Here is a 26,402-nt window from a genome sequence, read left to right on the forward strand (position 1 = left end):
TAATCGCTGATATATTTTGAGTTGTGGTCGATATATTCTAATAATCGCCGATATACTTTTACTCCCCCCATCTTCCTCCATTCTTAATCCATGCCACGTATTTTTGAAAGACGGTTACTTCATGTTGAAAGCGAAGCGGAAAATACAAAAAGAGGGTACATGTACATAGTATCCATAGAATACCTACTACAAAGTGAAATTTCATCGTTGTGCTAATAAACAAGCTGAGGAATAAGACGAGGAACATAATCAAACTAAACCTTTTATATATAGTCATACTAATCTCCTCCTTATAACTTAATTGTACCAGCTAAAAGGAATTAATTCCCACACAACAAAAAAAAGACCGAAAAGCAACTTCCACCTCTCGGTCTCTCTACTATCTTCTTTTCGTAACTTTCCCTGAACCGCCAACCCTTGTTTTCGGGGGAGACGTATTCTTTGGCGGAGTTTTAATGGATGATTTCGGCTTCACATCAGATCCGCTCGATCCATCTGGCATTTTCGTAATTTTCCCTTTGCTTCCGGTAGAAGGTGGAGGCGTCGTATTACTTCCTTTTTCAGTAATACTTCCCTTATCACCTACTGATGATTTCGAATCTACATTATCGCCTCGCTTAATGATAGATCCTTTCCCTTCCTTCGTAATTGGAGGCGGGGTTTTCTTTTCTTCTTTCGTAGGTGGCCTTTCCGGGATAACCGGTTTATGATTTTGTCTATCGTTATATCCGCGATAATCACCGTATGATGATTTCCGTGAACCGAATATATCGTTTAATATACTCCCCATAATATATCCTTGTAAGAAGGATGGTTGGTAATTTTGACGAACAAATTCTTCATTACTTATTTCAATTAGCGTATCAGATGGTTTCTCTTTATCCTTTTGAAGATTATACATTTTATCAGAATAAACGAGGAACATTTGATTTTCGTCTTCTTTAGATGCTTGCTTCGGTTTCCTTTCGGCTATAAGTTCCTTTGCGACTTCAGGAACTGACCGATTGGCGGCCCTATACACGTAAGATTCTTGTTTACCTTCTTTTGCGACAGACTCAAGCGGATAACGGTCTTGAATTGACTTCGCTTGACCACTTTGACAGCCTGATAAAGCATAACCAGCAATAACAAGTAATGTAACGATAGCAAGTATAGGGATTACGAACGATTTAATCATGGTAAACAATCGGTTTGACATGATTACGCCCCCCTTATGTTGCTCTTATGATTTGTACATCAGCAGGAATAATTGTTTCTCCCTCATACATCATTGTGCGACCATTCTGCCATTCAATACGTAATAATTTTCGGTTATCAGATTGGAATTCCCATACGTGCTGTTCTTCTGAAGCAGCGAATGGTGTTTTCCCCATGACAACAACACGTCCGTTATATTGCTCTTCCATATGGTACTCTGTATCATCCATTTCAATTGTCGTCGGAATTTCATCAATTGAATCTAAACGACCATCAATCGGTGTATATAATTTGTAATACGTATTTTCACGGTCTTCAATTTTTAAATAGCGAATATCTTTCCCGTCCTGCAGGGTTAAAACAATCTCCTTACGAGAATGCATACTCGTTTTCCCAGTTAATTCGTACATTACTAACGAAACTTCGATCATATCGCCAGGAGCTAACGTTAAAAGACTCTTTTCTGGTTTCGGCGGTTCCGGGCTTTTCATTATATTTTTAATACGTTTAAATAAGCTCACAATCTACCCCTCCTTCTCTCTTTATAAACAAGCACCTAAAATAAGTGCACCAACAATATGTAATGAACCAGCTAACATCGCATGTGCTACGCTGCCTTCTTTCGTTCCTTCTTCTAAATCAAGACCTGCCATTTTTCTTAAAACAAATTCAATAAACATTTCTACAACTAATAAAATAACGAAAGAAACTGCTGAAGCAAGAAGTGCCTGCCATAAATCATTCGCTTTCGTAATCGATTGGGATAAAATATAACCTTGCGCAAATAATTTCATAACGAAACGAGTTGTTACAGCTGTATTCCCGTTTTTTATTTCTTTTAAATCATTGTATTTTGTAAAAATCGAATCAACCCACATAATTGCAAATAAAAGTACTGCACTTGCTCCAGTCCATACAAGCATGGCTAAAACATTCGTCCACGTCATTGCAAAACCTCCTCTAAAAGGTAATAGAAAACCGACATGAATTCTCTTCAGACATGTCGGCTTCTTTGTCTATTCTATATTATTTCTCATACTGCTTCATAATACGAGCTAATTCATCGTCAACAGCAGAATTTTTGTTTAAGCTTGCGAACTCATCGTCTAATGACTTTTCTTTCTTGTAAATTTCACCGCTTGCTTCTGCTTCAGCCTCTAATTGAAGAGCTTTCTCTTCCATACGGCTTAAACCAGCTTTTGCTGTATTTGAGTCAAATCCAGACATCGCCTGATTAATATTCTTTTGTGCTTTCGCCGCATTTACACGTGCTACAAGTGTTTCACGTTTATTTTTCAGCTCTGTTAATTGCTTACGCATTTCTTCTAGTTTCAGGCGAAGATTATCAGCAGCAGCTTTATTTTGCTCATAGCTCGCTTTATATTCATTCATCTTTTGCTCTGCATTTTGTTTTTCTTCAAGAGCACGACGCGCAAGATCAAGATTGCTTGCTTGAACAGCCATATGAGCTTGCTCTTCACGTTTTTTCACAAGTGCTTCTTGCTCTTCAAATAATATTTTAAATTTCTTCTCAAGTGCGATTTGAGCTGCTACACTTTTCTCAGCTTCTTGTACATCCGCTTGCATATCGCGTAAATATTGATCCGTCATCTTAACTGGATCTTCAGCTTTTTCAATTAATGAATACACATTCGACATTGTTAAATCTCTTAATCGTTTAAATACAGACATCCAAATTCCTCCTATGATATACCTCATATTTCAAATTCACTACTTGGAAATTTAAAAATCTCCCTTTACAGTAAGAATATTCATTTTTACGACCTATGTGTTTATTATAACAAAACAAAGATGTCCTTACATGTTATTTCCAAAATACATACAATATAATATGACATTCTAGATAGAATATTGTATTCCTACTATATTCTTATTATTTCTTTTCTCAAAATTAACTTATTTTTACGTACTTTCACTAAATTACATAATTGTAATGTTACTGTAAGCTAACTCGATAGTTACGTTTCAACATTTCTTATACACTAATACCAGAGGCAACACAATAACAAACATGCTTCTCATCATTTAAGGACTAATACAAAAAGTGTATTTACTATAAAACATACAAAGAGGAGAAATCATCATGAAAAAATTAGTAGGAATCGGGTTAGCTGCAGCAATTTCATTCGGAGCATTATCAGGTTGTTCTTTATTAGGAGAAAAGGCGAACGGCTTTGTACTGTACGGATCAGAAGAGCAAGTCACGCAAATTGCAGATAAAAACAAAAAAGAAGTAAAAGAAAAAGATATGTATAAAATGAAACTTACAACACTTGAAGATAAAAAAGTTCTTGTAATGGATAAAAAAACTGGTGAAGAGTTTGTTAAAAAAGAATTACTGAAAAAAGTCGATAAAAATGACGACACAAAAGCAATTGATAAATTACCAGCTGTAACAGCAGACCAAGGTGTATTATTTGCAAAAGATAAAGTAGAAAATGCTACACTTGATGGAGCAAAATTAAAATATGAAGGCAACACAATTATCGGAAGTGGCCGCGCATATGCAGATATGTTCGCAATAGTTGACGATACAACTTACGGAAATGTAAAAGGTGAGGAAAAATCTGTAGGTGTACTAAAATTCGATAAAGACCCTAGTAAAGAGTTCCCTGGAAAAGTTGGTGTAGAATCCGCTCAACTTGTTACAATTAAAAAATAAGTAAAAAAGCTTTGCGAAATTCGCAAAGCTTTTTTCTATTTATGAGCAATTTGCTCCATATCAGGACTACAAGTTTGTGACTGACATGATTTATTTAAAGAACATGCTGCGCATTTTCCTTTTTTACTTCTCTTTACAAAATTCACTAGCGTATATGTTGCATAACCAAAAATGATAGCTCCAATTATAATATTGACCATCATCGTAATACATCTCCTTCTAGAATCCGAGTAAGGACCCAACTTGGTATATAATGAACGTTAATACATAAGCAACAACTAATGGATACGCGACTGAGAAAATTGTCCATTTCATCGATCCTGTTTCGCGTCTAATAACAGCTACTGTCGCTAAGCATGGAACATATAATAAGACAAAGAACATAAATGCGTACGCTGATAAAGCAGTATAATGTGCCCCCATTACATTTCCTAGCACATCTTCTTTAACCGCATAAATAATTGCCATTGTAGAAACAACAACTTCTTTTGCTAAAAATCCTGTTAAAAGAGATGCCCCAGCTTGCCAAGTTCCAAAACCGAGCGGTGCAAATAGTGGCGCGATAAATCCACCAATCATCGCTAAGAAACTATCTCCCATATCAACACCAAATCCTGATGGACCTGCATAGTTTAATAACCAAATAACAACCGAACCACCGAAGATGAATGTACCTGCTTTACGAACAAATCCTTTACCTTTCTCCCACGTGCTGAGCCATAACGTTTTCGCTTGCGGCACACGGTAAGGAGGTAATTCAATTACGAAAATAGATTTTTCCGCTTTTAAAATAGTAAGAGACATAATTTTTGTAACTAATAGGGCAAGAACTATACCCGCCACATATAAAGAAAATACAACAGTCGCCTGACTATGAGGGAAGAACACTCCCGCAAATAATGCATATACAGGTAAACGTGCTGAACAAGACATAAACGGTGTTACAAGGATTGTAAGTAAACGTTCTTTTTCCTGTTCAATCGTTCTCGCTGCCATAATCCCCGGAACGTTACATCCAAAACCGATAATCATCGGAATGAACGCTTTTCCGTTTAAACCGAAAAATTCCATAATTCTATCCATAACAACTGCAATTCGTGCCATATATCCCGAGTCTTCTAATAATGAAATGAAAAAGAATAGTGCAAAGATTTGTGGAACGAATACTAATACCGCACCAACACCGGCAATAATACCTTCTGTAACGAGTGCTTGAATAAAATCAGAAGCCCCAACACTTGTGAGCCCAGCTGTAACCCAATCAGTAAGTTGTCCGCCAAAAAATCCATCAAGCGTATCAGATAAAGGCGTACCAATCCACGTAAACGTAACCTGAAAAATAAAAAACATAACTGCTAAAAAGATTGGAAGTCCTAAAATTTTATGTGTAATTAACTTATCGATTTTTTCCGAAAAAGGAATTTTTCCTTCTTTCTCATGCTGAATGACATTTGTTTTTAACTTTTCAATATACGCTTCACGAGTTTTGTAAATGTGCTCTTCTAACGTACAATCAAGTTTTCCTTCTAAACGAGATCGAATGGCTACAAGTTCCTTATAAATTGGTAATGCTTTCATTTCTTTTTCTACTACTTCGTTATTGCTTAAAAATTGAAGGGCTAACCATCTTGGATGCTCATAATTCGCTGTCTCTAAAAGAGCAATTACCTCTCCGATTCCTTCATCCAATTGTACACCATATGAAATAATGAATGACTTTTTCTCTTTTTGTTTCTCTTCATGAAGAGTAGCAAGTAATTCTTCACAGCCTTTTCCGCTTCTTGCAACGACAGGAACGACTGTTACACCTAATATTTCTGATAATCGTTTTACATTAATAACAATTCCTCTTTGCTTTGCCACATCAATCATATTTAAACCAATTGAAACCGGCTTACCAAATTCAAGTAATTGTAATGTTAAATGCATATTTCGCTCAAATTGCGAAGAATCCACTATATTTAACATATGATGAAATTCGTCTGTTAGTAGAAAGTTTGTAACGACACCTTCATCACGTGAAACTGGATTTAAATCATAAACGCCTGGTAAATCAATTAGTGTTCCTTGCTTATCTTTTAATTTACCAACCTTCTTTTCTACTGTTACACCGCTCCAATTTCCTACATATTCATAAGAACCAGTGAGCGCATTAAATAATGATGTTTTCCCTGTATTTGGATTCCCTAGCAAAGCAACCTTATTCACGCTAATTCCACCTTTATCATTTTCGCGTCACAATGACGAATACTAATTAACTGTCCGCGACACTCCAATGTACAAGGACCTTTAAACATCGCTTTCTGTTTCAGGCGAAGTTCGCTTCCTTCCGCGAGACCGAAAGCAGCCAGTCTTCTCTTTAGTAAATTATCTAACGACTGAATACTTTTTACTAACACTTTCTCACCAATTTTAATATCTACTAAGCTCATAACCTTCCCCCTCAGAAGAGAATGATAATTATTTTCAAAAAAATTATATCATACTCTATTTCAATTGGACTATATCTTTTTGCTTCATATTTATTAACATTTCAATACAATTATATTTCACTTATTGTCATACGAGGTTCATTTGCCATTCTCATCCATTTCGCTTACAATAAAAAATAGCAAATAAAGAATCTCGTTATCACAGGGGGAGCCTTATCGCTGAGAGGGAACACTTCGTTCCGACCCTTAGAACCTGTTAGTTAATGCTAACGCAGGGATTGTGCAAACGTCCGAAATACATACCTCTTTTTCATTTACGTATTTCGTATCCTCCTATGATAATGTTCTTTTTTGTGCAACTTGGATTTAGGGGGAGACAACATGCGTAACACCAATTTACAAGCGATGATCGAATCTGCTATTCTTGCAGCCTTCGCCTTGATTATCGACATTTTACCATTATCAATTAAACTTCCAACAGGCGGTTCCATCTCATTTGCTATGATTCCTATTTTTATTATTGCATACCGCTGGGGCTTCAAAATGGCTTTCTTAGGTGGCTTAATTTGGGGACTATTACAAATTGTCGTAGGTGATGCCTACATTCTAACACCAGTGCAAGCATTCATTGAGTACTTCGTTGCCTTTGCCTTTATCGGCTTTGCTGGTTTATTCTATCGTCCAATTCAAAAAACACTTGCCTCAGAAAACAATAATGCAGAGCATTCAAGTTTCGGTAATCGCAAAGATAAACCAAAACAAAACAAGGGAAAAAAAGCACTCGTTTACATTATCCTTGCCACATTTGTCGGCAGCTTTGCACGTTATTTCTGTCACTTTATTGCTGGTATTATTTTCTTTGGTCAATATGCACCTAAAGGACAATCAGCTGTCTTATATTCATTAATTGTAAACGGCAGTACAATGATCGGCTCTTTCATACTATGTACTGTATTACTAATTCTTTTATTTACAACTTCACCACGCTTATTCAAAAGCATCGGTGCTTATCAAATGAATAGAGCAAAGAAGAGCGCTTAATGAGCGCTCTTTTTTCACATCGTAATATCAATTAAAAATACAATAAATGCACAAAAGAAAATAAATACCATTATACTTAGCCAATTGCTATGCACGGTTCATCGACTCCTTACATAACCTCATTTTCTATTCAAAGTATACTGCTCCAAAATAAAGATTAGGTAAAGATAATATGAAAATAAATTAAAAAAGCGTAGATTATATTGTCTACGCTTTTTTCGGTAAATAGAAGTAAAATAACACACCATCTTCGGTATTCTTCACCCCATATTCAGCATTATGCAGTTCTAAAATATTCTTTGAAATTGCAAGACCAAGCCCTGTTCCACCTTGTGAACGCTGGCGAGCTGCATCCACTCGATAAAAACGATCCCAAATTTTATCTAATTGTTCTTCTTCAATGTGAGTACCTTTATTTTCGATACACACTTTTATATGATTCGTCTCGTCTATTGTGGAAATAATAATATCTTCTTTTTCTGGTGTATAACGTATTGCATTCGTAATAAAATTCACAATTACTTGTTCAATTCTATTTTGATTTCCAATGACTTCTGCTGGACATATATGTTTGTGCACACTCAGTTCTTTTTTCTCTATCTCCGGTGAAAGCTGTTCACATATTTCTTCAATCGCTCCATCTATATAGAAAGAATCCATCTTCATGTTATACGTGCCAGACTCGAATTTAGCTAATTCAAGCATATCCACAATTAGTATATCCATCTTGTCTACTTCTTTTTCCATTGCCTGAAAATAGTAGTCTTTCTTATGTTCAGCTACCCCATCTTTTAAAATGGAAATACAGCTTTTCATAATACTAAGCGGCGTTTTTAGTTCATGCGATACACCTGCAATAAATTCTTTCCTTGTGTTTTCTAACTTTCTTTCTTTTTCAATATCTTGCTCTAACTGTCCAATATGTGAATGTAGTTTATTAGATAATGTATTAATATTTTGCGATAAATCACCAATTTCATCTTTTGAAGTTATCGGAATTTTTTCTGTGAAATCCAAATGTGCTATTTTCTTCGTTGTATTATTTATTTTTAATAATGGTTTTGCAATTTGTTTTGAGTAATAGAACGAAGCTAGAAAAATAAGAATGACTACAAATGCAATAATGTAAATGTAGTAATCTTGCACCATTTGCACAGCCTCGTCTACAGGTTGTAAAGAAGCCATCGCATATATATATGTTACTGATCCGTCTTTTTCTTTTATTGGTTTAATTAATAATTTATATTTTATATCATTCTTTTCATAGTCCATTGTTTGTGTTGCATATTTTATTTGATTGCTTTCTTTTAATAATAAATTAGCTTGAAATTCTTTTATATTATCCAAAAATAAATTATTTTTATAAATTGGATTTACAGGTCCTTTTACATCAGGGAACTGTACTTTCGTAACACGTCCTCCTATATAAACATCTGATTCCTGAGCAGCTTGTTCCTGAACGGCCGGCTTCTTTTCCTTAGCAAATTGTTCTTGAGCCGCTTTCTTTTTCTCCTCATTTAATTTAATCACTTTCCCCTGAAACGCTTTTTCTAACGGTTTATTAGATCCATTTAAATTTTGCTTACTTAACGTGAAAGAGAATGGAATGAAACTATCTTCTTGTTTCACTCCAGAAACATAAATTTCTTGTCCTAAAAACTGATCTGATGATTTATTATCAATCTCCTCTATATTGACGAGATTGTATAAGGGAACCTTGAATATTTGTTGTCCAAAGTTCTTTTGTTGCCTACGGTCTATCGTTACCTCAAAATAAAAATCATCCGCATGTTTTAAATTCCCATTCTGATCTAACGTCGTAATCCACGTATTATTTTCTCTTAAAAAATCTTGCTCCAGCTTCTGAATTCCATCTGCACTTCCTGCATAATTTAAATAGTTCTTTACAAAAGAATTTAAATTTACTTTAATACCTTCCACTTTTCGATTCGCATAATATTGCTTAAAAAATATCGTTTGTCCAATAAATATCGTCGCTAAAATCAACATGCACAATGCTGTTGTGAGAGTAAATAATTTTAATACAATCCCTTTTCTCATACATTCCCCTCGAATTTATAACCGGTTCGCACTACAGTTGTAATGTACTTTGCTTTCTCTCCTAATTTATTTCGCAAATTACGAATATGGCTATTAACAGTTCGATCATCACCAGCAAACTCATATCCCCAAATTCTTGAAATTAATTGCTCTCTTGTTAGTACAATTCCTTGGTTTTTGATGAAATACACTAATATTTCAAATTCTGTATGTGTTAAAGTAATATTTACTTCATCAACAGTAACAGTACGTGACGGGAAATGGACATGAATGCCGTGAATTGATAACGTATCATCTTCATTCTCTAAAGGTTTCTTTGTTGCTTTTCTACTTTCCAACAACCTTTTCGCTCTCGCTAATAAAATAGGCGGACTATATGGTTTCGCAACATAATCATCTGCCCCAAGCTCAAACCCAAGTAACGTATCATCTTCATCTACACGTGCCGTCAGCATAATAATTGGAACCCCGGACGTCTTACGAATTCTTCGGCAAACAGACCATCCATCTAGTTCTGGTAACATAATATCAAGTATAACTAAATCGACCTCTTCTTCTTCAAATAAGACTAAAGCTTCTTTTCCGTCTCTCGCTTCAAGCACTTTATATTGTTCACTCAAAAAGTAATCCTTTAATATTTCACGTAAAATATCTTCATCTTCAACAATTAAAATGTTTTTTGACATAATCTATGTCTCCCCCTCTCGCTTTAAGAAATTACTATTCAAAGCTCTATAATTTATTTTGAATTACTCGTAATTAACTTTGCCTCGATAATATATCGATCCGGTGCATCCCCTATATAATCAAATGGATAACAAGTCGTCAATGTTAATGTCGGTTCTTCTTTTTTTACAATAACAGTGCGATCATCCGCATGTGTAATCCACATCTTTTGAATTTCATATGTGTACATTGTATTGTCATATTCTAAAATGAGATTGTCTTTTTCTTTAAGCTCCCCTAATTCTGTAAATACAGTATCCCTATGCCCGCTCAGTACAGTATGCCCGCCTCCAGATGGCGTTGTCGTTAAATCACTAACAAACATACCTACTCCTTTTTTCAATGTTGCATCATTTGCTCCCCAATATATAGAAAACTTCTTCTTTATTTTCGGTATATTTAACATTGCTACCTTTTCTCCTTCTTTATGCTGTATTTGAGAAGAAGGTACTTGCGCATTTACTGGTACCTCACTAGAAGGCTGCTTATATGTTTGCTGCTCAAAATTTTTAATTTCTTCTGTCGTTAAATCTTGTGCAGAACTTTTTCCTTTATACCATTCAAAAGCGTAATAGGCTCCCATTAATAGGCCTACTATCATTAACGTAAATCCAATACGATTTAGAACTGTCACTGTGAATCCCTCCATGCAAAAAATGGTAGGAGTAACCTACCATTTTTAATATATGAAATTATCCCATTCTTTATAGGCTAATATTTTATTTACGCTTTAACCTTATTGCGACGATTCAATCCAAATAATGTCCCTATCGCTACAAGACATGCGCTTAATGCCATCATTGCTACATTACCTGATGCTGTGTTTGGTAATTTTTCACCTTTTACAGCTGGTTTCGCTACTTCTTTTTTCTCTGCATCATTCTTTTGCCCGGCCTGAATTGCTGCTTCTTTTTTTGCAAGAGCTTCCTTTTCTTGCACTTGTGGTGTTACTTCTTTTTTCGCTGTATCATTCGTTTGTCCAGCTTTTATTGCTTCCTCTTTTTTAGCCATATCACTTTTTTCTTGTACTTGTGCTGCTTGCTTTTTCTCTGCATCATTTTTTTGCTGTGCCTTAATTGCTTCTTCCTTTTTAGCTACATCTGACTGCACTTGCGCTGCTTCTTCATTTGTCAGTGTCCCAGTTGAAGCGCTCGCTACCGAAGAATATCCTACTGTTAAAAGTGCCATCGCACAAATTGGTAATAGTTTTTTTTTCATTTTATTTCTCTCCTTTTATTCTAGGAATACATCACGTCGCACCGGATGTATTCCTAGAATAAACAAGAGATGTAAATATAAGATGCAGATGAAATGGAATTCTGTTAAAGATTTCATTATAAAAAAAGGTTATCCAAAAATAATCTTTTGGATAACCTTTTTTATTTAATCTACACTTAAAGCTTTCTTACCCATTTGGTTATAAATACTTGCAAACCAACTCTTACTTACTTTTACATTTTTCGTTCCATAAAAAGGATCATTATAATACACATAATTATCATCGGCACCTGTTAAAACGACCGCATGAGTATTCATTCGCCCATTAATTGTTTTTCCGCCTGGTGTTTTCCATGTTGTAATTGGTCTAGGATTATTTAGTGCTACAGTTACCCAAGTAACAACTGGTTTCCCATTTCGTACATAATCTTCTAGGACTGAAAAATCATTTCCTGTTAAGTTCGTTCCCCTTGCATACTTATCTAGCAATCTTTTTAATGGTTCTGGATTAATAGAATATCCTGGCGTATTTCCTGTCACATCACCTACAAACCCTACATCTGGATCTCCCCAAATTTGTGATGATGTTTTATAGTTCTTTAATTTCGTTTGATCAAAAGGCATTTCAAATGCAAATGCTACTTTATTTAATGAACGACCAATTTGATGTTCCACAAGCATTTGTAAAGAGACTACTTCACAGCCATTGTGTAATTCTGGGAATTGATAAATTGATGGTACGTTCAATATCACTTGACTACGATTAACATTGCCTTCATTAACCCATTTCAAACCATTATTAGTTTGTATTTGAATCCAACCGCCTTCTCTTTCGCCATAAACTTCTACTGTTTGCGGAGAATATTTCCCTGATACACGCGATACAAAACTAGGACTGTCATATGCAAAAAACACTTTAGATAAATACTTTGTCTCCCTTTTCGTGTCCAACCATTGGTATCCTGCATATGTACTTATTCGAAGCCACGTTCCTCTTTCTTCTACAACAGTTACTGTTTGTGGTCCATAATACGCTAAAATTTTCGCAGAGCGTGACGGAGCATCGTAAGTAGTAAAGTCTCTATCAATCTGTACTTTCTTTTCAGTTAGACATACCCATTTATAGCCTAAACTAGTATGAATTTTAATCCAATCGCCTTCTCTTTCTTCAACAACCGTCACTTCTTGCGGAGTATACTCGCCTGAAATACCCGACGATAATGACGATTCATTATATGTAACGAAGTTTTTCGCTATATTTACTTTCTTCTCAGTTAAGCACACCCACTTAAAACCCAGATCCGTATGAATTTTTATCCATCCACCGTCTCTTTCTTCATATACCTTTACTTCTTGTGATGCATACGCATTTGAAATACCTGATGATAATGATGGCTCGTTATACGTAAAGAAACTTTTCGTTATATTTACCTTTTTCACTTTTACTTCGCTATCTTTGGATTGATCTGTTACCGCAACAAGTCGCGCTGCCTCAGCACGTGTTATCGATTTGTCAGGTTGCCACTGTGTTCCATCAATACCATTTGATATACCTAATTCTACTAAAATATTAATGGATTTCTCACCCCAATGATCTTTCACATCATTAAATAATGTCGGTAATTCTCCATTAACTTTCGAATCTAATTGATATGCTCGTACAAGCATTGTTGCCATTGCCGCCCTTGTCATTTGACCGTACGGATTAAATTTCCCGTTTCCTTCACCTTTAATAACACCTGCTTTTTCCACCGCTGCAATGTAGGAAGATGCCCAATTATCTTTCGAATCTATAAAGGTCGGCTTGTCCCCTTCTTTAACTTCTAATCTTAAAACTTTAGCCATAATTGTAGCCGCTTCAGCCCTACTTAATACGTTATTCGGTGAAAATGTTCCATCCGGCATTCCTGTAATTACTTTTTTATTCACTAAATAATTAACAGACTCTTCCGCCCACCCTGGAACATCAGGGAATGATTGTGGTGCTGTTTGTAAATTACTCACTGCCCTTTTTAATTCTACTTCTCTTTTTTCCTGTTCTTCCTTTTGCTTTAACTCAAGCTCTTGTTTTTCTTGCTCTTCTTTTTGCTTTAACTCAAGTTCTTGTTTTTCTTGCTCTTCTTTTTGCTTTAATTCAAGTTCTTGTTTTTCTTTTTGCTTTAACTCAAGTTCTTGTTTTTCTTTTTGCTTTAACTCAAGTTCTTGTTTTTCTTGCTCTTCTTTTTGCTTTAATTCAAGTTCTTGTTTTTCTTTTTGCTTTAATTCAAGTTCTTGTTTTTCTCGCTCTTCTTTCTGCTTTAACTCTATTTGTTGCTGCTCCAATTGTTGCTGCGTTATTCTTAATTCTTCTTGCTGTTTCTTTAATTCCTCTCTCTTTTGTTTCTCTTTTAATTCAGGATTTGTTTCTTCTTGATTATTCTTTTCTTTTTCTTCTAATCGACTCTTCTCTTCAAGCTCTTTCTTCCTTTTTTGTTCCTCTAATTCATTCAAGTTTGTCTCTTCTTGGTTATTCTTTTCTTGTACTTCTAACGGATTTTTCTTTTCAAGTTCTTCTTGTTGTTTCTTTAATTCATCTAATTTTTGCTGAACTTCTTCTAATTTTTCTTTATCTTTACTATCTTGTTTTAGTAATTCTTCTTTTTTCTGCTTTAATTCGTCAACTTTATCAAATAACTCTTCCTGCTGTTTCAAAATACCTTTTCTTTTTTCTAATTCCATTTGTCTCTCTTTTATAGCATCAAATTGTTTTTGCAATTCACTCTGTCTATCACTATGTATACTCTGTAAAGCTTCTATATTATTTTCAATTTCCGCTAGCGAACTAGAAGGAAACGCTAATAGATTTGTTGTCAATAAACTGGCTACTGCAATTACACTATATTTTTTCATCATACACACCTTTTCTAATTTTACTAAAATCCCATTTCCTACCATACGTAAAATGTAAGATTCCTCCATAATCATAGCAAATCTGTTCTACGCAAAGGGACTTTTCGTAAAAATAAAAAAAGCATCGTATAATACAATGCTTTTTTTGATGTGCCTCGATATTTATTTGTTACTTTCACGTGACTTAGAAGTAGAAAGGGCCGGAGTGATAACTAATTGTCTCGGCTCAGTTTTCTTTAAGTGATTTTTGACGTTACACTTACGACGTTGAACAACCCACGCTTTAATAGGATTTGTCAAAATAATCTTTTGCTCTTCGTTAGGGGCCTCTTCTTCCAACCTACAACTTTCGCTCCATTTATTCCATTTCATTGTAAGTTTAGAAGAAGAATGATCGTCTTCTCGATCAAACAAGTGCAAAAAATCCATTTCGCCAGCTAGCATTACGGTGTTGCTAGTTGCTAAAAAAGAAAAGGTCGTCCAACGTTTCTCCATGCCCTCCTACTCCTTTTTCACATATAGAGTGCCTAAAACTTAATTTACCTAAAATATGCTTGCCTTTTACCTTACACTTATAGTTTATCCAAAACACTACTATGCAACTATCGATTTGCCTTACAACTACCTTACATTTTTGTAAGAAACAAAAAACCTTCACTCTCTATACGTGAAGGTTTCTCATTTCTCATCTATATGATCTTTCATATGATCGACTCCAGCTTCTTGTAGCTGTGACATCATACCGTGGGAAATTGCGCCTAATACTAAAGTCATTCCAATTAGTGAAATCCGAATCGCTGGTACATCAATTATGTAAGCCAAACTACCAAGAACAATTGTTAAAAGTAATGCTTTTATAAATGTTGCACTTGTATACTCTTTCTTTTTCATCATAATCACCCTTTATGGAAGCGTTTTCTTAATGTAATCAGTATATCATATCATCTGACTATTTTGTGGGGATTTCTGTAAAAACCTTATATCTTCTTTGACTTTTTTCTTTCTATCCTTTACAGTCGAAATGTTCACAAGTTTTACACTGTAGGAGGATTCAAATGAAAATTGAAATAAAAGACACTTTAATTTCTGAAGAACAATTACAAGAAAAAGTAAAAGAACTAGCGTTTCAAATCGAACGTGATTTTGAAGGAGAAGAAATCGTTGTAATCGCTGTATTAAAAGGATCTTTCGTATTCGCTGCTGATTTAATTCGTCATATTAAAAACGAAGTAACTATCGACTTTATCTCTGCATCTAGCTACGGAAATCAAACAGAAACAACTGGAAAAGTAAAACTATTAAAAGATATCGATGTAAACATTACTGGAAAAAACGTAATTGTCGTAGAAGACATTATCGATTCTGGTTTAACACTTCACTTCTTAAAAGATCACTTCTTTATGCATAAACCAAAAGCATTGAAATTCTGTACGTTACTTGATAAACCTCAGCGCCGTAAAGTGGACTTAAAAGCTGAGTATGTTGGCTTCCAAATTCCAGACGAATTTATCGTTGGCTACGGTATCGACTGCGCAGAAAAATATCGTAACTTACCATTTATCGCTTCAGTTGTAACGGAATAAATATAATAAAATAAACTTCCATCAATTATTGATGGAAGTTTATTTTCTATCACAATTCGTAAAAAACAAAGGGAGAGAATAAAAATGACAAAGACAAAATTTGAAAAAGTACTCCTCATCGTAAATCCGAAAGCCGGTCAAGGCGACTTACATACAAATTTAACGAAAATCGTACCACCTCTTGCCGCAATTTTTCCTGATCTACATATCCTTCATACGAAAAAGCAAGGTGATGCAACAAAATATTGTCAGAAGTTTGCTAGTAAAGTAGATTTAATTATCGTCTTCGGTGGTGACGGGACTGTATTTGAATGCACAAATGGCTTAGCCCCTCTTGAAACTAGACCTACACTTGCAATCATTCCAGGCGGAACTTGCAACGACTTCTCTCGCACACTTGGTGTTCCGCAAAATATTGCAGAAGCAGCGAAACTCATTACAAAAGGACATGTAAAACCAATTGATGTTGCAAAAGCAAACGGACAACACTTTTTAAACTTCTGGGGCATTGGACTCGTATCTGAAGTATCAAACAATATTGATGCAGAAGAGAAAGCAAAGCTTGGTAAAATCGGTTACTACTTAAGTACCATTCGAACTGTCAAAAACGCTGAAACATTCCCAGTAAAAATTACTTACGACGGACAAGTATATGAAGACGAAGCTGTCCTTGTTATGGTTGGAAACGGTGAATATCTTGGCGGTATCCCGTCCTTTATTCCGAACGTGAAATGTGATGACGGAACACTTGATATTTTCGTAGTCAAATCAACAGGCATTCAAGCCTTTAAAGATTATATCGGAAAGAAACTATTTGAAGACTCAAATGAAAATGACATCTTCCACGTCAAAGCTAAATCCATTCATATTGAAACAGAAGAAGAAAAAGAAGTAGATACAGATGGTGAAAGCTCTCTACATACACCGTGTCATATTGAATTGTTACAAGGGCACTTTACGATGATTTATAATCCTGCGGTTGTGTAATGCAAAAAGAAGAGCTAAAGTTTCAACACTTTGGCTCTTCTTTTTTATTAGCAAGGCATTTTAATCTACTCTTTAATTTTTAATATAAGTTTTCGTAATCAAACTCCACCCAATTTTTCCAGTGCGTATTAGCATCCTTATCTACAATAACACTTGGATCTTGCTTCTCTATCGCTGCAGCTACTGATTGGAAGAATTCATTTTCACTTACTTTCTCTTCTTCAACATGTTGCCACTCTTCCGTTTCATAAGCTACTTCCCAATCACCTTTTAAACCGAACTCTTCTAAAACTTCTTCTTTATCCCACCATAATAACTTTCTAGCTTCTTCATTAGTAGCCAGCATACGCATGAAATATATTGGATAAGACTCTTTCGTTTTCACTTCTATTCCATTATTCGCATAATCTTCTTCTGTAAATTGATATTCAAAATGATGATCACGAATTTTTAAACTACCGTTATGAATATCCGGTATAAATTCACCTTTATTATCAAATAATTCATAATCTCCATCATTTACTTGCAAAATACCGTCATCACCAATTGAATGATTCATTCTATCGCCATATACTTGAATATCATTAAATACACCTAATGAACCTACACCGAGAATTTGAAACACCATTAACCAATCCTTAGTACCTTTAAAGAAAAGAGAGAATTTCACTTGCGAAATATCCATATATTCATTATCAAAGGCAGGAAATTCATAGTTACTTTGCTTTCTATCTATATAAGTTGAATTAAAAGATTACAATCGAATGCATAATCGATCGATCACTTTTTCAGGTGTGCGATTTAATTCCTGAATAAAAGCCTGTACATTTTTTTGAATTTCATAAATCGATGAATAAAAAACATTATGAATGATGTCTGATTTGAGCCATTTCCATACCCCTTCAATTAAATTTAAATCGGGACTGTAGGGAGGTAAAAACACTAATTCTAAGCGATGACAGTGTTTCCTTAAAAGTGGTTGGATGAGCTTCGCATGATGAATACGCGCATTATCTAGAATAAGAGCTATTTTCCCGTTGGGATACAGTTCAAGTACATGCTGAAGAAAACGAAGAAATGCTTCGGCATCATACCGCTCCTCTTCTACACAAACTAACTCACCGGTTTCATAATTAAGTGTACCAATAAGTTTAACACCTTGGTGTTTCCCATAAGTAGGAATACTGCGTTGTTTTCCTTTTAAAAACCATGTATGCTGCAGTGCTTGGTAATCGCGGATCATGGACTCATCTTGAAACAGAAGATGGTCAATCTCCTCGTTTAAAAGTTTTTTTTTTATAGGCGGGGAAGGTAACTTCCCTAAACTCTTGTTGTTTCACCGGGTCTGCTTTCGCTAATGTATACGTCGGTTTTGTGTAACTAAGCCCTAAATCATGTAAAAGTCGAGACACCCCGCGAAGTGTGTAACTTACGTTCCATTCTCTTTTAATGAAAGAAGCGATAATGGATAAAGTCCAATTATGTTTAGCTGGAAATCCAACATCAACGGGTAGATGAGATGCAATCACTTGAACTAACTCCTGTTCTTGTTCAGGGGCTAATTTACGTGGTGCTCCTGTTGATTGTCCCATGAGTAAGCCATGCAATCCTTTTTCTTTGTAAGCATTCACATAATTATAGATTGTTTTTTCAGAACGACCAATCATGTTCATTATTTCTTTTATAGAAAAGCCTTGTACATAGAAATAGATCGTTTGATAACGTTCATACATTCGTTTCGTTTTAGTCGTTTTCATTGCTACAAGTAGGCTTTCTTTTTCGTTTTGGTGTACATGTGTCATTTTGCTCCGCTCCATTTGTCAATATATGTTACTTATTATATTTCGACAAACAGTAGCTGTAACCTTTTAATTCAACTTATATAATAGCTTCAAAATATCTTTTTGCATATGTATCACCTTTTCTTCAATTTCTTCAATATAAACAAAATTTTTTTTGATTTCACTAGAGTATAACATAGACATACTTGCCTTTCATTTTCTAATAATACTACTAACAAAATGACAGAAAGGTCTGTTTGCATGGCCTAGTTCTTTTTAGGTACAATGAGGGAAAGAGGCAACCTGATATACAAGGGAGAGGAAAAGCTGTGTTCAACCAACAGTTAGTTAATTTACGCATTGATTTTGCATTTAAACAATTGTTTGGTACGAATGGTAGTGAAGATATTCTAATTGCATTTTTAAATGCAATGTTACAAGATTCTTTAGAATCACCCATCGCTTCTCTACAACTAGAAGATCCACATTTACACCGGGAACATGAAGAGGATAAGTTATCTATTTTAGACATTTCAGCGACATTAAACACAGGAATAAAAGTAAATGTAGAAATACAACTCAATAATAATCACGATATGATGAAACGCAGTTTATATTATTGGGGAAGACTATACACATCTCAATTACAAAAGGGCATGCCATATAGCTCACTTCATAAAACCATCACCATAAATTTATTAAACTTCATAATGTTTTCAGAACAAAAAGCCTTCCATTCGACAAGTATATTATGGAATACACAACAACAGAAACTACTAAGTGATGACATAGAAATCCACATTGTAGAAATTCCAAAATTAACACTGCAATGGCATGAAGAAAAAGTCAATCCGTGGAAAGACCCGTTTGCTCGTTGGCTCTTATTACTTCCAGCAAATGAGGATGAGCATTTAACTAAAACATTGGAGGATATTGCTATGAACCAAGATCCTATTTTACAAAAGGCATTAAATAAATGGGAACGTATGAGTCAAGACTCCTCTTTTCGCCAAGCCTATGAAGCGAGGGAAAAGGTTTTAATGGATGAGGCTGCAAAATTTGCCCACGCAGAGAAAGAAGGAATGAAAAGAGGCATAGAAAAGGGTATGGAAAAAGGCATGGAAAAAGGGATTCAACAAGGAAAAATACAAGTGATTAAAGGTATGTATGAACTTGGTATCCCTCTTGAAACGATTTCTCAAGCAAGCAAATTAAGTGTACATGAAGTTGAACGCATGTTAAGACATAAATAATGATGAAAAAGAGCTTGAATGGTTTCAAGCTCTTTTTCATCAACTTTCCTCAATTCTTTCCATCTTCCAAACTAAATTATCTGGATCGTTTTTCTCTAAAAAGGTTAACATCCACATAGTTTTCCCTTTGTCGTTCATCAACATCACTTTATGGTTTAACTTCCATGCCACGTCACTGACATGATTAAACATTTTATACATATCTTCTTCTCTAATAAGCTTTTCCTTTTTGATTAACCGTCTCGTTCTATACTCTCTTATTTCTAAGTAAATATCAGCATAAGCCACTTCATGTTGACAAATTATACTACATACATATTTTTTATTTGGACTACTCTTCTTTATATATACAAGTTCATTTTTATAATCCAAATCCAGTATCTTATTGTATGCTTTTTCTAACACCTCTATATCCCAATCATATTTTCCAGCTAAATTCTTCATTTCAGAGTGTACAATACGAAGAGCCAATTCTTTTTTCTCTCGATCTAATAAATACAAAAAATCCTTTTCACTCCCATACTCTACAAACACATTCATATATTCAGGAAAAATTCGATATTGCTTCTCCCACTGATTTAATAATGAAATATCATCCACACAGTAAATCAAAATACCTTTTTCATATTCTGTTCTTAACTTCTTTATATGTCGTCCATATAAAGAAGTAATACAGCTCGTTTCTTTAAAAAAAGATATCTCTTCATCGTAGTTGCTGGAGGATGTTAATTTTAATACCTCTAGACTACTTATATTCTCTTTTCTTTTTAGAAAACTTACTCGGATATCTCTTATAATTGGCATTTACTCTCTCCTTTTTAACACTACGACTATATAATTGATTCTCTAGCTTCAACTAATCAATTTCAACCCATCCCATTCCCATAGAGAGAAATAAAAGCCCCACTACAAAAAAGAGCGCACCAATTAAAAAGTAGAACGGCGCTCCGTGCAGCGGATCGCTAAATAGCTCTAGAAAATCCCGCGCCACTATTATCCATTTGTCTTTCTTTGAATCTGTTTCTTTTATTTCTTTTACAAACCTATAAATACTTAGACCAATAAAAATGATGCCTGTTAATAGGCATCCTACTACGATGAGAATTCCCAAATATAACACTCCACTTAAAATATCCTTGTTATGTACACCCCATTTTAACTAAAAGGGCGAAAGAGAACATCATTTTCTCTTTCATTTTTCTGAAATCGTGCTGTGATTTTTCAACATAAAAAATCCAAAACCATACAAAGTGATTTTGGACTTAATATAGTTAAAATGTTACATTGCATTTCGAACAAAAAGGAGCGGAATTACCTCTCCTAATTTTCGCATTACATTTTGGACAATATACATATCGCTCTTCTATCTTTTCTCGTTCTATCATATGTAAGGATACTATTCTCATACTACACATAAATCCAATTAAAATAAGACTAACAATGAGTAGCATCATTCTTGCCCCCTCCTACTACATTTTACCATAAAATAGCAAAACCGATTCCTTTATTAAGAATCGGTTTTATACTTACAGTCCTAACTTAGCCCTCGCCCCATCAGGAATTTTGTCTATCGTTACTTGCACTTTATCATGTAAGAACTTGCCACTCGTGAGCACATGCCAGTATGAACCTTTTGGCAATTCATCTACTCCGTTAATTGTAACTTCTTTTTCCTTCCCATCCTGATCGTAAGCTTTCACCGTATATTCACGACTTTTATTTCCGCCTAACTCTTTTCCATCTGTATCAATAATTGCATAATGATTCTCTATATCAAGAAAGGGATTCATTTGATCTAACAGCTTACTCCCATTTAATAAATATGCGGCTCCTGCCACAATAACAAGTAACGATCCAAAAATAAATCTTTTCATCTATACTCCGCCTTTCATTATATTTTTCTGTAAGACGTTTCTCAGTATATAGCGTATTTCTTAATAAAAACTCATATAGCTTCTTAACATTTTCTTAAACTAAAAGTGAAATAGTAATTAGCAATATCAAAATAAACAAAAGTAACCCTTTACACTATCATTGACAAAATTATACCTTTAGTGTAATTTTACACCATATTAAAAAAGGAGCTGTATTATGAATAAACAAGAATTTATTGAACTCGTTAATTCAAAATTAAAACTCATCCGTGTTGAAAGTGATTTATCACAAGATAAAATGTCAGAAATTATTGGTCTATCGAAGAAAACATTAGTGGAAATTGAAAAAGGAAGACGCACGCTAACATGGACAGGAGCAGTTTGTGTCGTAACACTCTTTGAACAGAGCGATACAGTCCAGATGACATTCGGAGATGATGTGAATGAAATTATAAAAACGATTGCTTTTACACATTACAATACGAACTTCCCGAAGACTTTAGGAGGAAAAGTATGGTGGCGACAAATAAAAGAATTAAACGGTTATAAAATACAACAAAATATGCTATCTCAACACTATAGAATTTTAGATACAGAAGACCGCAGAATATGCCATTCATTCGAATTGGATGAAATTGAACAAAGATTTATGGAAATGGCAAAAACATCTCAATAAAATAAATTTCGGAGTTTAATTCAAATGAAGGAACAGACAAATATCACGATTTTAAATACGCTAATCATTAGCACGTTAGTATTCAATTTATTTATTTTCACATCGAGAATGAGCTTTTTACCTTGGTATATTGAATATGGATGGAGATATTTAGGATTATTATTTACATCCTTTATTTTCTTACTTTGCTTCTTTAAATCTTCGAAGCTTCATAAAGATGGAAAGTTAACTACGCTACAAAAGTTCATTCCACTTGCTTCTGCCGCACTTTCAATCTTTGTTCCTGTCACTCCATCAAGTGATTTTATGACTATATTAGCTAATCTAATCAATACAATCATATTAACAATTTATATAATTGTATTTCAAACAACACCTAATGTAAGTAATGAGAAGCTATTACAGTAAAAGGGAGAGTTATTCTACAAAATAACTCTCCCTTTTATACTACTCTCAATAAGCATAAACCTTTATTCTATTTATTTACTCATCACCGTACTTCTTCTTTGCTTATACAAATAAACACCACTCGCAACAACAAAAACAATCCCGCCAAAATACACGCCATACTCTATAGCAATTGCTACAATCCTGTTAATATGTTGTCCAAATAAAGAACCGAGCACAAAGTAAACGAGTATCCAAACAAATCCTGTCGTATAGGAATATAAAGCATACGTCTTAAATGACATGTTATTCATCCCAACTAAATACGGCACGATATGTCTTACAACTGGTATGAAGTAACTTGTAACTAACGCATAATGACCATATTTCTCTACCATCTCTTGCGATTTCATAACATATTTTGCTTTTTTCTTTTTCATCAACTTGTTTAGTACTTTTACACCAAAGATTTTCCCTAGTATATAACCTAAAGAAAGCCCGGATACAACACCTAAATATGTTAATAAAAACGCAGGAATAACACTTAATACGCCTAGTGAAGATACAAAACCACCGCTCATCACAATCATTTCATCTGGAATCGGCATACCGATAATGCCTAACCATAAACAGAAAAATAACGCCCAATAACCGTACTGCTCAATATATGATAATAATTCATGTAATTCCATTATGCATACGCTCTCCTTAGCTCTTTTTTACAGCTAAAGACGTAAGCTGGCGGGAAATTGAGCCACACTTTTTCTAGTGTAATTTCCGGAAAGAAATGCTGTATAAATCCTTTTTTCACAAGTGAATATTGAAATGTAATGAATTCCCCATTCTCATGTATCGCTTCCATTACATTGTTTAAAATGCGTTTTGAAACTTCTTCTGGTAAAGAAGTAAAAGGCAATCCTGATAAGACGTAATCAATGCATTCTATATTGAACTCTTCCATATACTTCTTTATATTTTCAGCTGAACCGTGCACAACAATGACGTTCTTCTCATCTTTAAACTTTCTCTTTAGCTCTTTGCAAAACACTTCATTAATTTCAATAAGAAGAAATATTGTTTCCTTCTTCTTTCTCTTCATAATTTCTTTCGTAAAGACTCCTGTACCAGGACCTAACTCTACGATGCACTTTGCTTTATTAAAATCAATTACATTTACCATTTTCTTTGCTAATATTTTTGAACTGGGCGCAATTGCACCAGTATGTTTCGGATGTTTAATAAATTCGTGTAAGAATGTTATGAGCTGCATATAAACCTCCCTCCATTCGTTCAATAGTTTTTAACTTGTTTCTAAGTATAACTATCGTTTCTTAACAAAAATTGAGGAGATTTCTTAAGATTTTATGAAGAATTAAAAAGCAGTATCTAGCATTCATTCTTATACATGAAACATTTCGTATTCCATATATAAATACCTCTTTTACATTTATTAATTTGGTATAATGGATATAAAAAGAAATTTTATGGAAGGTACCATCACTACGTCTATTTTCATACAACATGTGCGGAAATGAATCTGTAACTCACCTTTCATCATTATCCAATATATGTAATCCTTTTCGTGTAAGCGAAAAAATTCAAATAACAAGAAATTTATATCTTATAGAAATGCATGTAGATTTAAGTATACATATTTAGTACTTCAAAACTATTTAAAAGGAGAAGACAATGAATAATTCCATCGACCTACAGCACTTATGCGACCTTGTACACAGCACTTTTCATGTACCTGTTCAATTTTTATCTACTGATAGAAAAATTGTGTATGAATCTACTTCTCATACGATTGGCAGTCCGTTTTATTCTTCTAAAGAAGAACATCTGAATGAACTTTATCAAGAAAATACTCCTTGTAATTTTCCAATTTTCAAAGGGAATAAGTATCTTGAGAATTTCATTAGCATCCATATAACTGATCATGAACAGATAAAAGGAACGATTATAATCGGCCCTACTACCTATCCAAAAGTATCAGATGAAATGGCTATTAAACTTATGAAATATTTCAACTGTAATAATAAAATGCAACAAGGAGTAGACTACTATCAATTTCTACCCGAGATAAAAAAAAGTACGCTAATTGATATAAGTATTTGGTTACATTACGTAATTTTCAATAAAAAATTAGATCGCGATATTGTTTGGGAAAAAAATAAATTGCTCGAGGATGTTTCTTATAAAATCGTAAATCCTGATCTATATATTTCAAAACGTCGCCGGCATGATCCGCAAAATTATGACATATCATTGGAACGTAAATTTTTTTCAGCAATTAAAGAAGGCAATAAAGAAAAGGTCATACAATATGCGTATTCCTTCCCTCAAGAAGATGCGGCAATTTCATCCAAAGGAGATCAACTGAGAAATCAAAAAAATAACGGTATTATCGCAATTACACTAGCTATTCGATATGCGATAGATGGTAATCTTCCGTCAGATATTGCTTTTTCACTCGGTACTTTATATATCCAGACCATTGAAAAGCTAGATAACATGTATTCCGTAAATAGGTTAATTGAAGATGCATTATGTACTTTTGCAGAACGTGTGAAAGAATATAGTAATCAAGCATATTCTAATTCCATTACTACGTGCCTAAATCATATTCACAAACATATTTACGATGAAATAACTCTCAATGACCTTGCTAACCTTTTACATATTTCCCCTACTTATTTATCAAAATTGTTAAAAAAAGAAGTGGGGATTCCTTTAATTGAATGCATCCAGAGAGAACGGGTAGAAGAAGCTAAAAAGTTATTAACATTAACGACCTATCCATTATCAGATATTTGTGCCTGGCTTAATTTTAATGATCAAAGTTATTTCACAAGAGTCTTCAAAAAAATCACTAGTATGACTCCTAGACAATATCGTGAAAATCATACAGTTATATAAAAACGCTTTCTTGATAGAAGGTGAGATAGTTGTCATACTAGCTCGCCTTCCTCAAGCCGATTTATTCTCCTTCATCCAAACTCAACTTAATAAAGTTTTAATCCTCTTCAAAAAAGTACAAGAATGACAAATAAATTACTATAAATAAGTTAATAACTTTGGTAATTTTTTATTACTAAGCAAATTAGTCTTTCAATCATCCATAATTTCTTCGTTCTATACATAATAAAACTAACATAAGTTGCTTACGCAATTATAAGTAACAGCTACTTCCATAGTGATTAACCTTTCTATATAGAAAATATATTATTAGGAGCATAGAAAGCATGAGTAGTACAAATATATCAAAATCGGCTCAAATAACTATTATGTCTAAACAATCTGCTGACATGAAAGAATCGCGAAAAGCATCACCATATGATGATAGAGAAAAAATTGAAGACAATTTATTACGCTCATTCATTTCAGAAAAAGAAATATTGATCACTTATTATAAAGATGGTTATTTCCCTACACGTTATATGACTGTAATTGAATTAAACCCATTGAAACGTTCTTTAATATGCATAGATACCTTTGACCGGAAACATACTTTTAGTTTCATCGACATAATCGATGCGCGTTAATTATTTCTATAAAACTAAAAGTAGCCATTCACCTCATAAAAAATGAGGTGAATGGCTACTTTATTTTCT

The 26,402-nt window shown here is 34.0% G+C and carries 31 protein-coding genes, 1 pseudogene and 1 riboswitch; of the genes and pseudogenes, 9 read left to right on the forward strand and 23 right to left on the reverse strand.

Annotated elements, in window-relative coordinates; genetic code table 11:
- Nucleotides 1-58: 58 nt before the first annotated feature.
- From ACP6L7_RS20895 to ACP6L7_RS20915, 5 genes are all read right to left on the reverse strand, one after another.
- Entirely contained in the window at nt 59-277 is a 219-nt protein-coding gene (locus ACP6L7_RS20895; protein WP_097829566.1) for a hypothetical protein, read from the reverse strand.
- A gap of 102 nt (nt 278-379) precedes the next feature.
- The gene (locus tag ACP6L7_RS20900; RefSeq protein WP_098361805.1) at nt 380-1,198 is read right to left on the reverse strand and encodes a DUF4247 domain-containing protein; all 819 of its coding nucleotides are present in this window, start codon (nt 1,196-1,198) and stop codon (nt 380-382) included.
- 13 nt (nt 1,199-1,211) lie between these two features.
- On the reverse strand, nt 1,212-1,718 hold the full coding sequence (locus ACP6L7_RS20905) for a DUF4178 domain-containing protein (RefSeq protein ID WP_016095930.1): 507 nt from the start codon (nt 1,716-1,718) through the stop codon (nt 1,212-1,214).
- A gap of 21 nt (nt 1,719-1,739) precedes the next feature.
- Nucleotides 1,740-2,144 (reverse strand): DUF350 domain-containing protein, encoded by a 405-nt coding sequence (locus ACP6L7_RS20910; RefSeq protein WP_002067791.1) that lies wholly within the window; start codon nt 2,142-2,144, stop codon nt 1,740-1,742.
- A gap of 79 nt (nt 2,145-2,223) precedes the next feature.
- Nucleotides 2,224-2,889 (reverse strand): PspA/IM30 family protein, encoded by a 666-nt coding sequence (locus ACP6L7_RS20915; protein WP_070145249.1) that lies wholly within the window; start codon nt 2,887-2,889, stop codon nt 2,224-2,226.
- 412 nt (nt 2,890-3,301) lie between these two features.
- Here ACP6L7_RS20915 and ACP6L7_RS20920 point away from each other — a divergent pair, with 412 nt between their 5' ends.
- Nucleotides 3,302-3,880 (forward strand): lipoprotein BA_5634 family protein, encoded by a 579-nt coding sequence (locus tag ACP6L7_RS20920; RefSeq protein ID WP_097829564.1) that lies wholly within the window; start codon nt 3,302-3,304, stop codon nt 3,878-3,880.
- A 35-nt stretch (nt 3,881-3,915) separates the two neighbouring features.
- On the opposite strand, the gene ACP6L7_RS20925 is transcribed toward ACP6L7_RS20920, so the two are convergent.
- From ACP6L7_RS20925 to ACP6L7_RS20935, 3 genes are read right to left on the reverse strand one after another with little or no spacing between them, the layout of a single operon-like run.
- On the reverse strand, nt 3,916-4,083 hold the full coding sequence (locus ACP6L7_RS20925) for a FeoB-associated Cys-rich membrane protein (RefSeq protein ID WP_046956111.1): 168 nt from the start codon (nt 4,081-4,083) through the stop codon (nt 3,916-3,918).
- 16 nt (nt 4,084-4,099) lie between these two features.
- Nucleotides 4,100-6,088 carry a ferrous iron transport protein B gene (gene feoB / locus ACP6L7_RS20930; RefSeq protein WP_097829563.1) on the reverse strand — a complete coding sequence of 663 codons (1,989 nt, stop codon included), beginning with the start codon at nt 6,086-6,088 and terminating at the stop codon, nt 4,100-4,102.
- On the reverse strand, nt 6,085-6,312 hold the full coding sequence (locus ACP6L7_RS20935; protein ID WP_002145210.1) for a FeoA family protein: 228 nt from the start codon (nt 6,310-6,312) through the stop codon (nt 6,085-6,087). The genes feoB and ACP6L7_RS20935 overlap by 4 nt, the downstream gene beginning before the upstream one ends.
- Before the next feature lie 194 nt (nt 6,313-6,506).
- A riboswitch (TPP riboswitch) is annotated at nt 6,507-6,608 on the forward strand.
- A gap of 85 nt (nt 6,609-6,693) precedes the next feature.
- On the opposite strand from ACP6L7_RS20935, the gene thiT reads away from it, so the two are divergent.
- A complete protein-coding gene (thiT, locus tag ACP6L7_RS20940) occupies nt 6,694-7,353 on the forward strand; it encodes an energy-coupled thiamine transporter ThiT (RefSeq protein ID WP_097829562.1) in 660 nt (219 codons plus the stop codon).
- Between the two features lie 207 nt (nt 7,354-7,560).
- Here thiT and ACP6L7_RS20945 read toward each other — a convergent pair whose 3' ends face one another.
- The 7 genes from ACP6L7_RS20945 to ACP6L7_RS20975 form a co-directional block, all read right to left on the reverse strand.
- Complete coding sequence (locus ACP6L7_RS20945) at nt 7,561-9,414, reverse strand: sensor histidine kinase (protein ID WP_097829561.1); 1,854 nt, start codon at nt 9,412-9,414, stop codon at nt 7,561-7,563.
- On the reverse strand, nt 9,411-10,100 hold the full coding sequence (locus tag ACP6L7_RS20950; RefSeq protein ID WP_097829560.1) for a response regulator transcription factor: 690 nt from the start codon (nt 10,098-10,100) through the stop codon (nt 9,411-9,413). Before ACP6L7_RS20950 ends, ACP6L7_RS20945 begins: the two co-directional genes overlap by 4 nt.
- 53 nt (nt 10,101-10,153) lie before the next feature.
- Complete coding sequence (locus tag ACP6L7_RS20955; RefSeq protein ID WP_097829559.1) at nt 10,154-10,774, reverse strand: class D sortase; 621 nt, start codon at nt 10,772-10,774, stop codon at nt 10,154-10,156.
- Nucleotides 10,775-10,863: 89 nt separating this feature from the next.
- Nucleotides 10,864-11,358, reverse strand: a complete 495-nt coding sequence (locus ACP6L7_RS20960; RefSeq protein WP_097829558.1) for an LPXTG cell wall anchor domain-containing protein — start codon at nt 11,356-11,358, stop codon at nt 10,864-10,866.
- A gap of 165 nt (nt 11,359-11,523) precedes the next feature.
- Nucleotides 11,524-14,250, reverse strand: coding sequence for an S-layer homology domain-containing protein (locus tag ACP6L7_RS20965; RefSeq protein WP_430529421.1), 2,727 nt, complete (start codon nt 14,248-14,250; stop codon nt 11,524-11,526).
- A gap of 159 nt (nt 14,251-14,409) precedes the next feature.
- Complete coding sequence (locus ACP6L7_RS20970; RefSeq protein WP_097829557.1) at nt 14,410-14,742, reverse strand: hypothetical protein; 333 nt, start codon at nt 14,740-14,742, stop codon at nt 14,410-14,412.
- Between the two features lie 183 nt (nt 14,743-14,925).
- A complete protein-coding gene (locus tag ACP6L7_RS20975; RefSeq protein WP_002073368.1) occupies nt 14,926-15,141 on the reverse strand; it encodes a hypothetical protein in 216 nt (71 codons plus the stop codon).
- A 161-nt stretch (nt 15,142-15,302) separates the two neighbouring features.
- On the opposite strand from ACP6L7_RS20975, the gene hpt reads away from it, so the two are divergent.
- Together hpt and ACP6L7_RS20985 are read left to right on the forward strand one after the other, a co-directional pair.
- On the forward strand, nt 15,303-15,830 hold the full coding sequence (gene hpt / locus ACP6L7_RS20980) for a hypoxanthine phosphoribosyltransferase (RefSeq protein WP_097829556.1): 528 nt from the start codon (nt 15,303-15,305) through the stop codon (nt 15,828-15,830).
- Between the two features lie 84 nt (nt 15,831-15,914).
- Nucleotides 15,915-16,817 carry a diacylglycerol/lipid kinase family protein gene (locus ACP6L7_RS20985; RefSeq protein WP_097829555.1) on the forward strand — a complete coding sequence of 301 codons (903 nt, stop codon included), beginning with the start codon at nt 15,915-15,917 and terminating at the stop codon, nt 16,815-16,817.
- A 79-nt stretch (nt 16,818-16,896) separates the two neighbouring features.
- Here the strand turns inward: ACP6L7_RS20985 and ACP6L7_RS20990 are convergent, their stop codons facing one another.
- Nucleotides 16,897-17,553: a DUF7003 family protein gene (locus ACP6L7_RS20990; protein WP_430529422.1), complete on the reverse strand. Its 657-nt coding sequence runs from the start codon at nt 17,551-17,553 to the stop codon at nt 16,897-16,899.
- Nucleotides 17,554-17,571: 18 nt separating this feature from the next.
- Nucleotides 17,572-18,619: pseudogene (locus ACP6L7_RS20995) on the reverse strand (IS630 family transposase).
- A gap of 308 nt (nt 18,620-18,927) precedes the next feature.
- Between ACP6L7_RS20995 and ACP6L7_RS21000 the strand changes: the two are divergent.
- Nucleotides 18,928-19,851: an Rpn family recombination-promoting nuclease/putative transposase gene (locus ACP6L7_RS21000; protein WP_097829554.1), complete on the forward strand. Its 924-nt coding sequence runs from the start codon at nt 18,928-18,930 to the stop codon at nt 19,849-19,851.
- A gap of 39 nt (nt 19,852-19,890) precedes the next feature.
- Here ACP6L7_RS21000 and ACP6L7_RS21005 read toward each other — a convergent pair whose 3' ends face one another.
- The 4 genes from ACP6L7_RS21005 to ACP6L7_RS21020 form a co-directional block, all read right to left on the reverse strand.
- The gene (locus tag ACP6L7_RS21005; protein ID WP_097829553.1) at nt 19,891-20,655 is read right to left on the reverse strand and encodes a hypothetical protein; all 765 of its coding nucleotides are present in this window, start codon (nt 20,653-20,655) and stop codon (nt 19,891-19,893) included.
- A 52-nt stretch (nt 20,656-20,707) separates the two neighbouring features.
- Nucleotides 20,708-20,962 carry a hypothetical protein gene (locus ACP6L7_RS21010; protein ID WP_097829552.1) on the reverse strand — a complete coding sequence of 85 codons (255 nt, stop codon included), beginning with the start codon at nt 20,960-20,962 and terminating at the stop codon, nt 20,708-20,710.
- Nucleotides 20,963-21,122: 160 nt separating this feature from the next.
- Nucleotides 21,123-21,302: a hypothetical protein gene (locus tag ACP6L7_RS21015; RefSeq protein WP_097829627.1), complete on the reverse strand. Its 180-nt coding sequence runs from the start codon at nt 21,300-21,302 to the stop codon at nt 21,123-21,125.
- 75 nt (nt 21,303-21,377) lie between these two features.
- Nucleotides 21,378-21,725: a YxeA family protein gene (locus ACP6L7_RS21020; protein WP_097829551.1), complete on the reverse strand. Its 348-nt coding sequence runs from the start codon at nt 21,723-21,725 to the stop codon at nt 21,378-21,380.
- A 217-nt stretch (nt 21,726-21,942) separates the two neighbouring features.
- Between ACP6L7_RS21020 and ACP6L7_RS21025 the strand changes: the two genes are divergently transcribed.
- Both ACP6L7_RS21025 and ACP6L7_RS21030 read left to right on the forward strand, forming a co-directional pair.
- Nucleotides 21,943-22,401 (forward strand): helix-turn-helix transcriptional regulator, encoded by a 459-nt coding sequence (locus tag ACP6L7_RS21025; RefSeq protein ID WP_097829550.1) that lies wholly within the window; start codon nt 21,943-21,945, stop codon nt 22,399-22,401.
- A gap of 24 nt (nt 22,402-22,425) precedes the next feature.
- Entirely contained in the window at nt 22,426-22,809 is a 384-nt protein-coding gene (locus tag ACP6L7_RS21030; protein WP_097829549.1) for a hypothetical protein, read from the forward strand.
- 71 nt (nt 22,810-22,880) lie between these two features.
- Here ACP6L7_RS21030 and ACP6L7_RS21035 read toward each other — a convergent pair whose 3' ends face one another.
- Both ACP6L7_RS21035 and ACP6L7_RS21040 read right to left on the reverse strand, forming a co-directional pair.
- The gene (locus ACP6L7_RS21035; protein WP_097829548.1) at nt 22,881-23,480 is read right to left on the reverse strand and encodes a DedA family protein; all 600 of its coding nucleotides are present in this window, start codon (nt 23,478-23,480) and stop codon (nt 22,881-22,883) included.
- Complete coding sequence (locus ACP6L7_RS21040) at nt 23,480-24,058, reverse strand: class I SAM-dependent methyltransferase (protein ID WP_097829547.1); 579 nt, start codon at nt 24,056-24,058, stop codon at nt 23,480-23,482. The genes ACP6L7_RS21035 and ACP6L7_RS21040 overlap by 1 nt, the downstream gene beginning before the upstream one ends.
- 419 nt (nt 24,059-24,477) lie before the next feature.
- Between ACP6L7_RS21040 and ACP6L7_RS21045 the strand changes: the two genes are divergently transcribed.
- Together ACP6L7_RS21045 and ACP6L7_RS21050 are read left to right on the forward strand one after the other, a co-directional pair.
- Nucleotides 24,478-25,707, forward strand: a complete 1,230-nt coding sequence (locus ACP6L7_RS21045) for a helix-turn-helix domain-containing protein (RefSeq protein WP_097829546.1) — start codon at nt 24,478-24,480, stop codon at nt 25,705-25,707.
- A gap of 326 nt (nt 25,708-26,033) precedes the next feature.
- The gene (locus ACP6L7_RS21050) at nt 26,034-26,333 is read left to right on the forward strand and encodes a YolD-like family protein (RefSeq protein ID WP_097829545.1); all 300 of its coding nucleotides are present in this window, start codon (nt 26,034-26,036) and stop codon (nt 26,331-26,333) included.
- The last annotated feature ends 69 nt before the right edge of the window (nt 26,334-26,402 follow it).

Source organism: Bacillus silvicola, from assembly GCF_050524305.1.
Lineage (GTDB): Bacteria > Bacillota > Bacilli > Bacillales > Bacillaceae_G > Bacillus_A > Bacillus_A cereus_AT.

What these genes read in the sequence shown, in the direction of transcription:
- ACP6L7_RS20895 (WP_097829566.1), bottom strand. Translation starts at nt 277, where the DNA reads ATGACTATATATAAAAGGTTTAGTTTGATTATGTTCCTCGTCTTATTC.
- ACP6L7_RS20900 (WP_098361805.1), bottom strand. Translation starts at nt 1,198, where the DNA reads ATGTCAAACCGATTGTTTACCATGATTAAATCGTTCGTAATCCCTATA.
- ACP6L7_RS20910 (WP_002067791.1), bottom strand. Translation starts at nt 2,144, where the DNA reads ATGACGTGGACGAATGTTTTAGCCATGCTTGTATGGACTGGAGCAAGT.
- ACP6L7_RS20915 (WP_070145249.1), bottom strand. Translation starts at nt 2,889, where the DNA reads ATGTCTGTATTTAAACGATTAAGAGATTTAACAATGTCGAATGTGTAT.
- ACP6L7_RS20920 (WP_097829564.1), top strand. Translation starts at nt 3,302, where the DNA reads ATGAAAAAATTAGTAGGAATCGGGTTAGCTGCAGCAATTTCATTCGGA.
- ACP6L7_RS20925 (WP_046956111.1), bottom strand. Translation starts at nt 4,083, where the DNA reads ATGATGGTCAATATTATAATTGGAGCTATCATTTTTGGTTATGCAACA.
- ACP6L7_RS20935 (WP_002145210.1), bottom strand. Translation starts at nt 6,312, where the DNA reads ATGAGCTTAGTAGATATTAAAATTGGTGAGAAAGTGTTAGTAAAAAGT.
- thiT (WP_097829562.1), top strand. Translation starts at nt 6,694, where the DNA reads ATGCGTAACACCAATTTACAAGCGATGATCGAATCTGCTATTCTTGCA.
- ACP6L7_RS20945 (WP_097829561.1), bottom strand. Translation starts at nt 9,414, where the DNA reads ATGAGAAAAGGGATTGTATTAAAATTATTTACTCTCACAACAGCATTG.
- ACP6L7_RS20950 (WP_097829560.1), bottom strand. Translation starts at nt 10,100, where the DNA reads ATGTCAAAAAACATTTTAATTGTTGAAGATGAAGATATTTTACGTGAA.
- ACP6L7_RS20960 (WP_097829558.1), bottom strand. Translation starts at nt 11,358, where the DNA reads ATGAAAAAAAAACTATTACCAATTTGTGCGATGGCACTTTTAACAGTA.
- ACP6L7_RS20965 (WP_430529421.1), bottom strand. Translation starts at nt 14,250, where the DNA reads ATGATGAAAAAATATAGTGTAATTGCAGTAGCCAGTTTATTGACAACA.
- ACP6L7_RS20970 (WP_097829557.1), bottom strand. Translation starts at nt 14,742, where the DNA reads ATGGAGAAACGTTGGACGACCTTTTCTTTTTTAGCAACTAGCAACACC.
- ACP6L7_RS20975 (WP_002073368.1), bottom strand. Translation starts at nt 15,141, where the DNA reads ATGATGAAAAAGAAAGAGTATACAAGTGCAACATTTATAAAAGCATTA.
- hpt (WP_097829556.1), top strand. Translation starts at nt 15,303, where the DNA reads ATGAAAATTGAAATAAAAGACACTTTAATTTCTGAAGAACAATTACAA.
- ACP6L7_RS20985 (WP_097829555.1), top strand. Translation starts at nt 15,915, where the DNA reads ATGACAAAGACAAAATTTGAAAAAGTACTCCTCATCGTAAATCCGAAA.
- ACP6L7_RS21005 (WP_097829553.1), bottom strand. Translation starts at nt 20,655, where the DNA reads ATGCCAATTATAAGAGATATCCGAGTAAGTTTTCTAAAAAGAAAAGAG.
- ACP6L7_RS21015 (WP_097829627.1), bottom strand. Translation starts at nt 21,302, where the DNA reads ATGCTACTCATTGTTAGTCTTATTTTAATTGGATTTATGTGTAGTATG.
- ACP6L7_RS21020 (WP_097829551.1), bottom strand. Translation starts at nt 21,725, where the DNA reads ATGAAAAGATTTATTTTTGGATCGTTACTTGTTATTGTGGCAGGAGCC.
- ACP6L7_RS21025 (WP_097829550.1), top strand. Translation starts at nt 21,943, where the DNA reads ATGAATAAACAAGAATTTATTGAACTCGTTAATTCAAAATTAAAACTC.
- ACP6L7_RS21030 (WP_097829549.1), top strand. Translation starts at nt 22,426, where the DNA reads ATGAAGGAACAGACAAATATCACGATTTTAAATACGCTAATCATTAGC.
- ACP6L7_RS21035 (WP_097829548.1), bottom strand. Translation starts at nt 23,480, where the DNA reads ATGGAATTACATGAATTATTATCATATATTGAGCAGTACGGTTATTGG.
- ACP6L7_RS21040 (WP_097829547.1), bottom strand. Translation starts at nt 24,058, where the DNA reads ATGCAGCTCATAACATTCTTACACGAATTTATTAAACATCCGAAACAT.
- ACP6L7_RS21045 (WP_097829546.1), top strand. Translation starts at nt 24,478, where the DNA reads ATGAATAATTCCATCGACCTACAGCACTTATGCGACCTTGTACACAGC.
- ACP6L7_RS21050 (WP_097829545.1), top strand. Translation starts at nt 26,034, where the DNA reads ATGAGTAGTACAAATATATCAAAATCGGCTCAAATAACTATTATGTCT.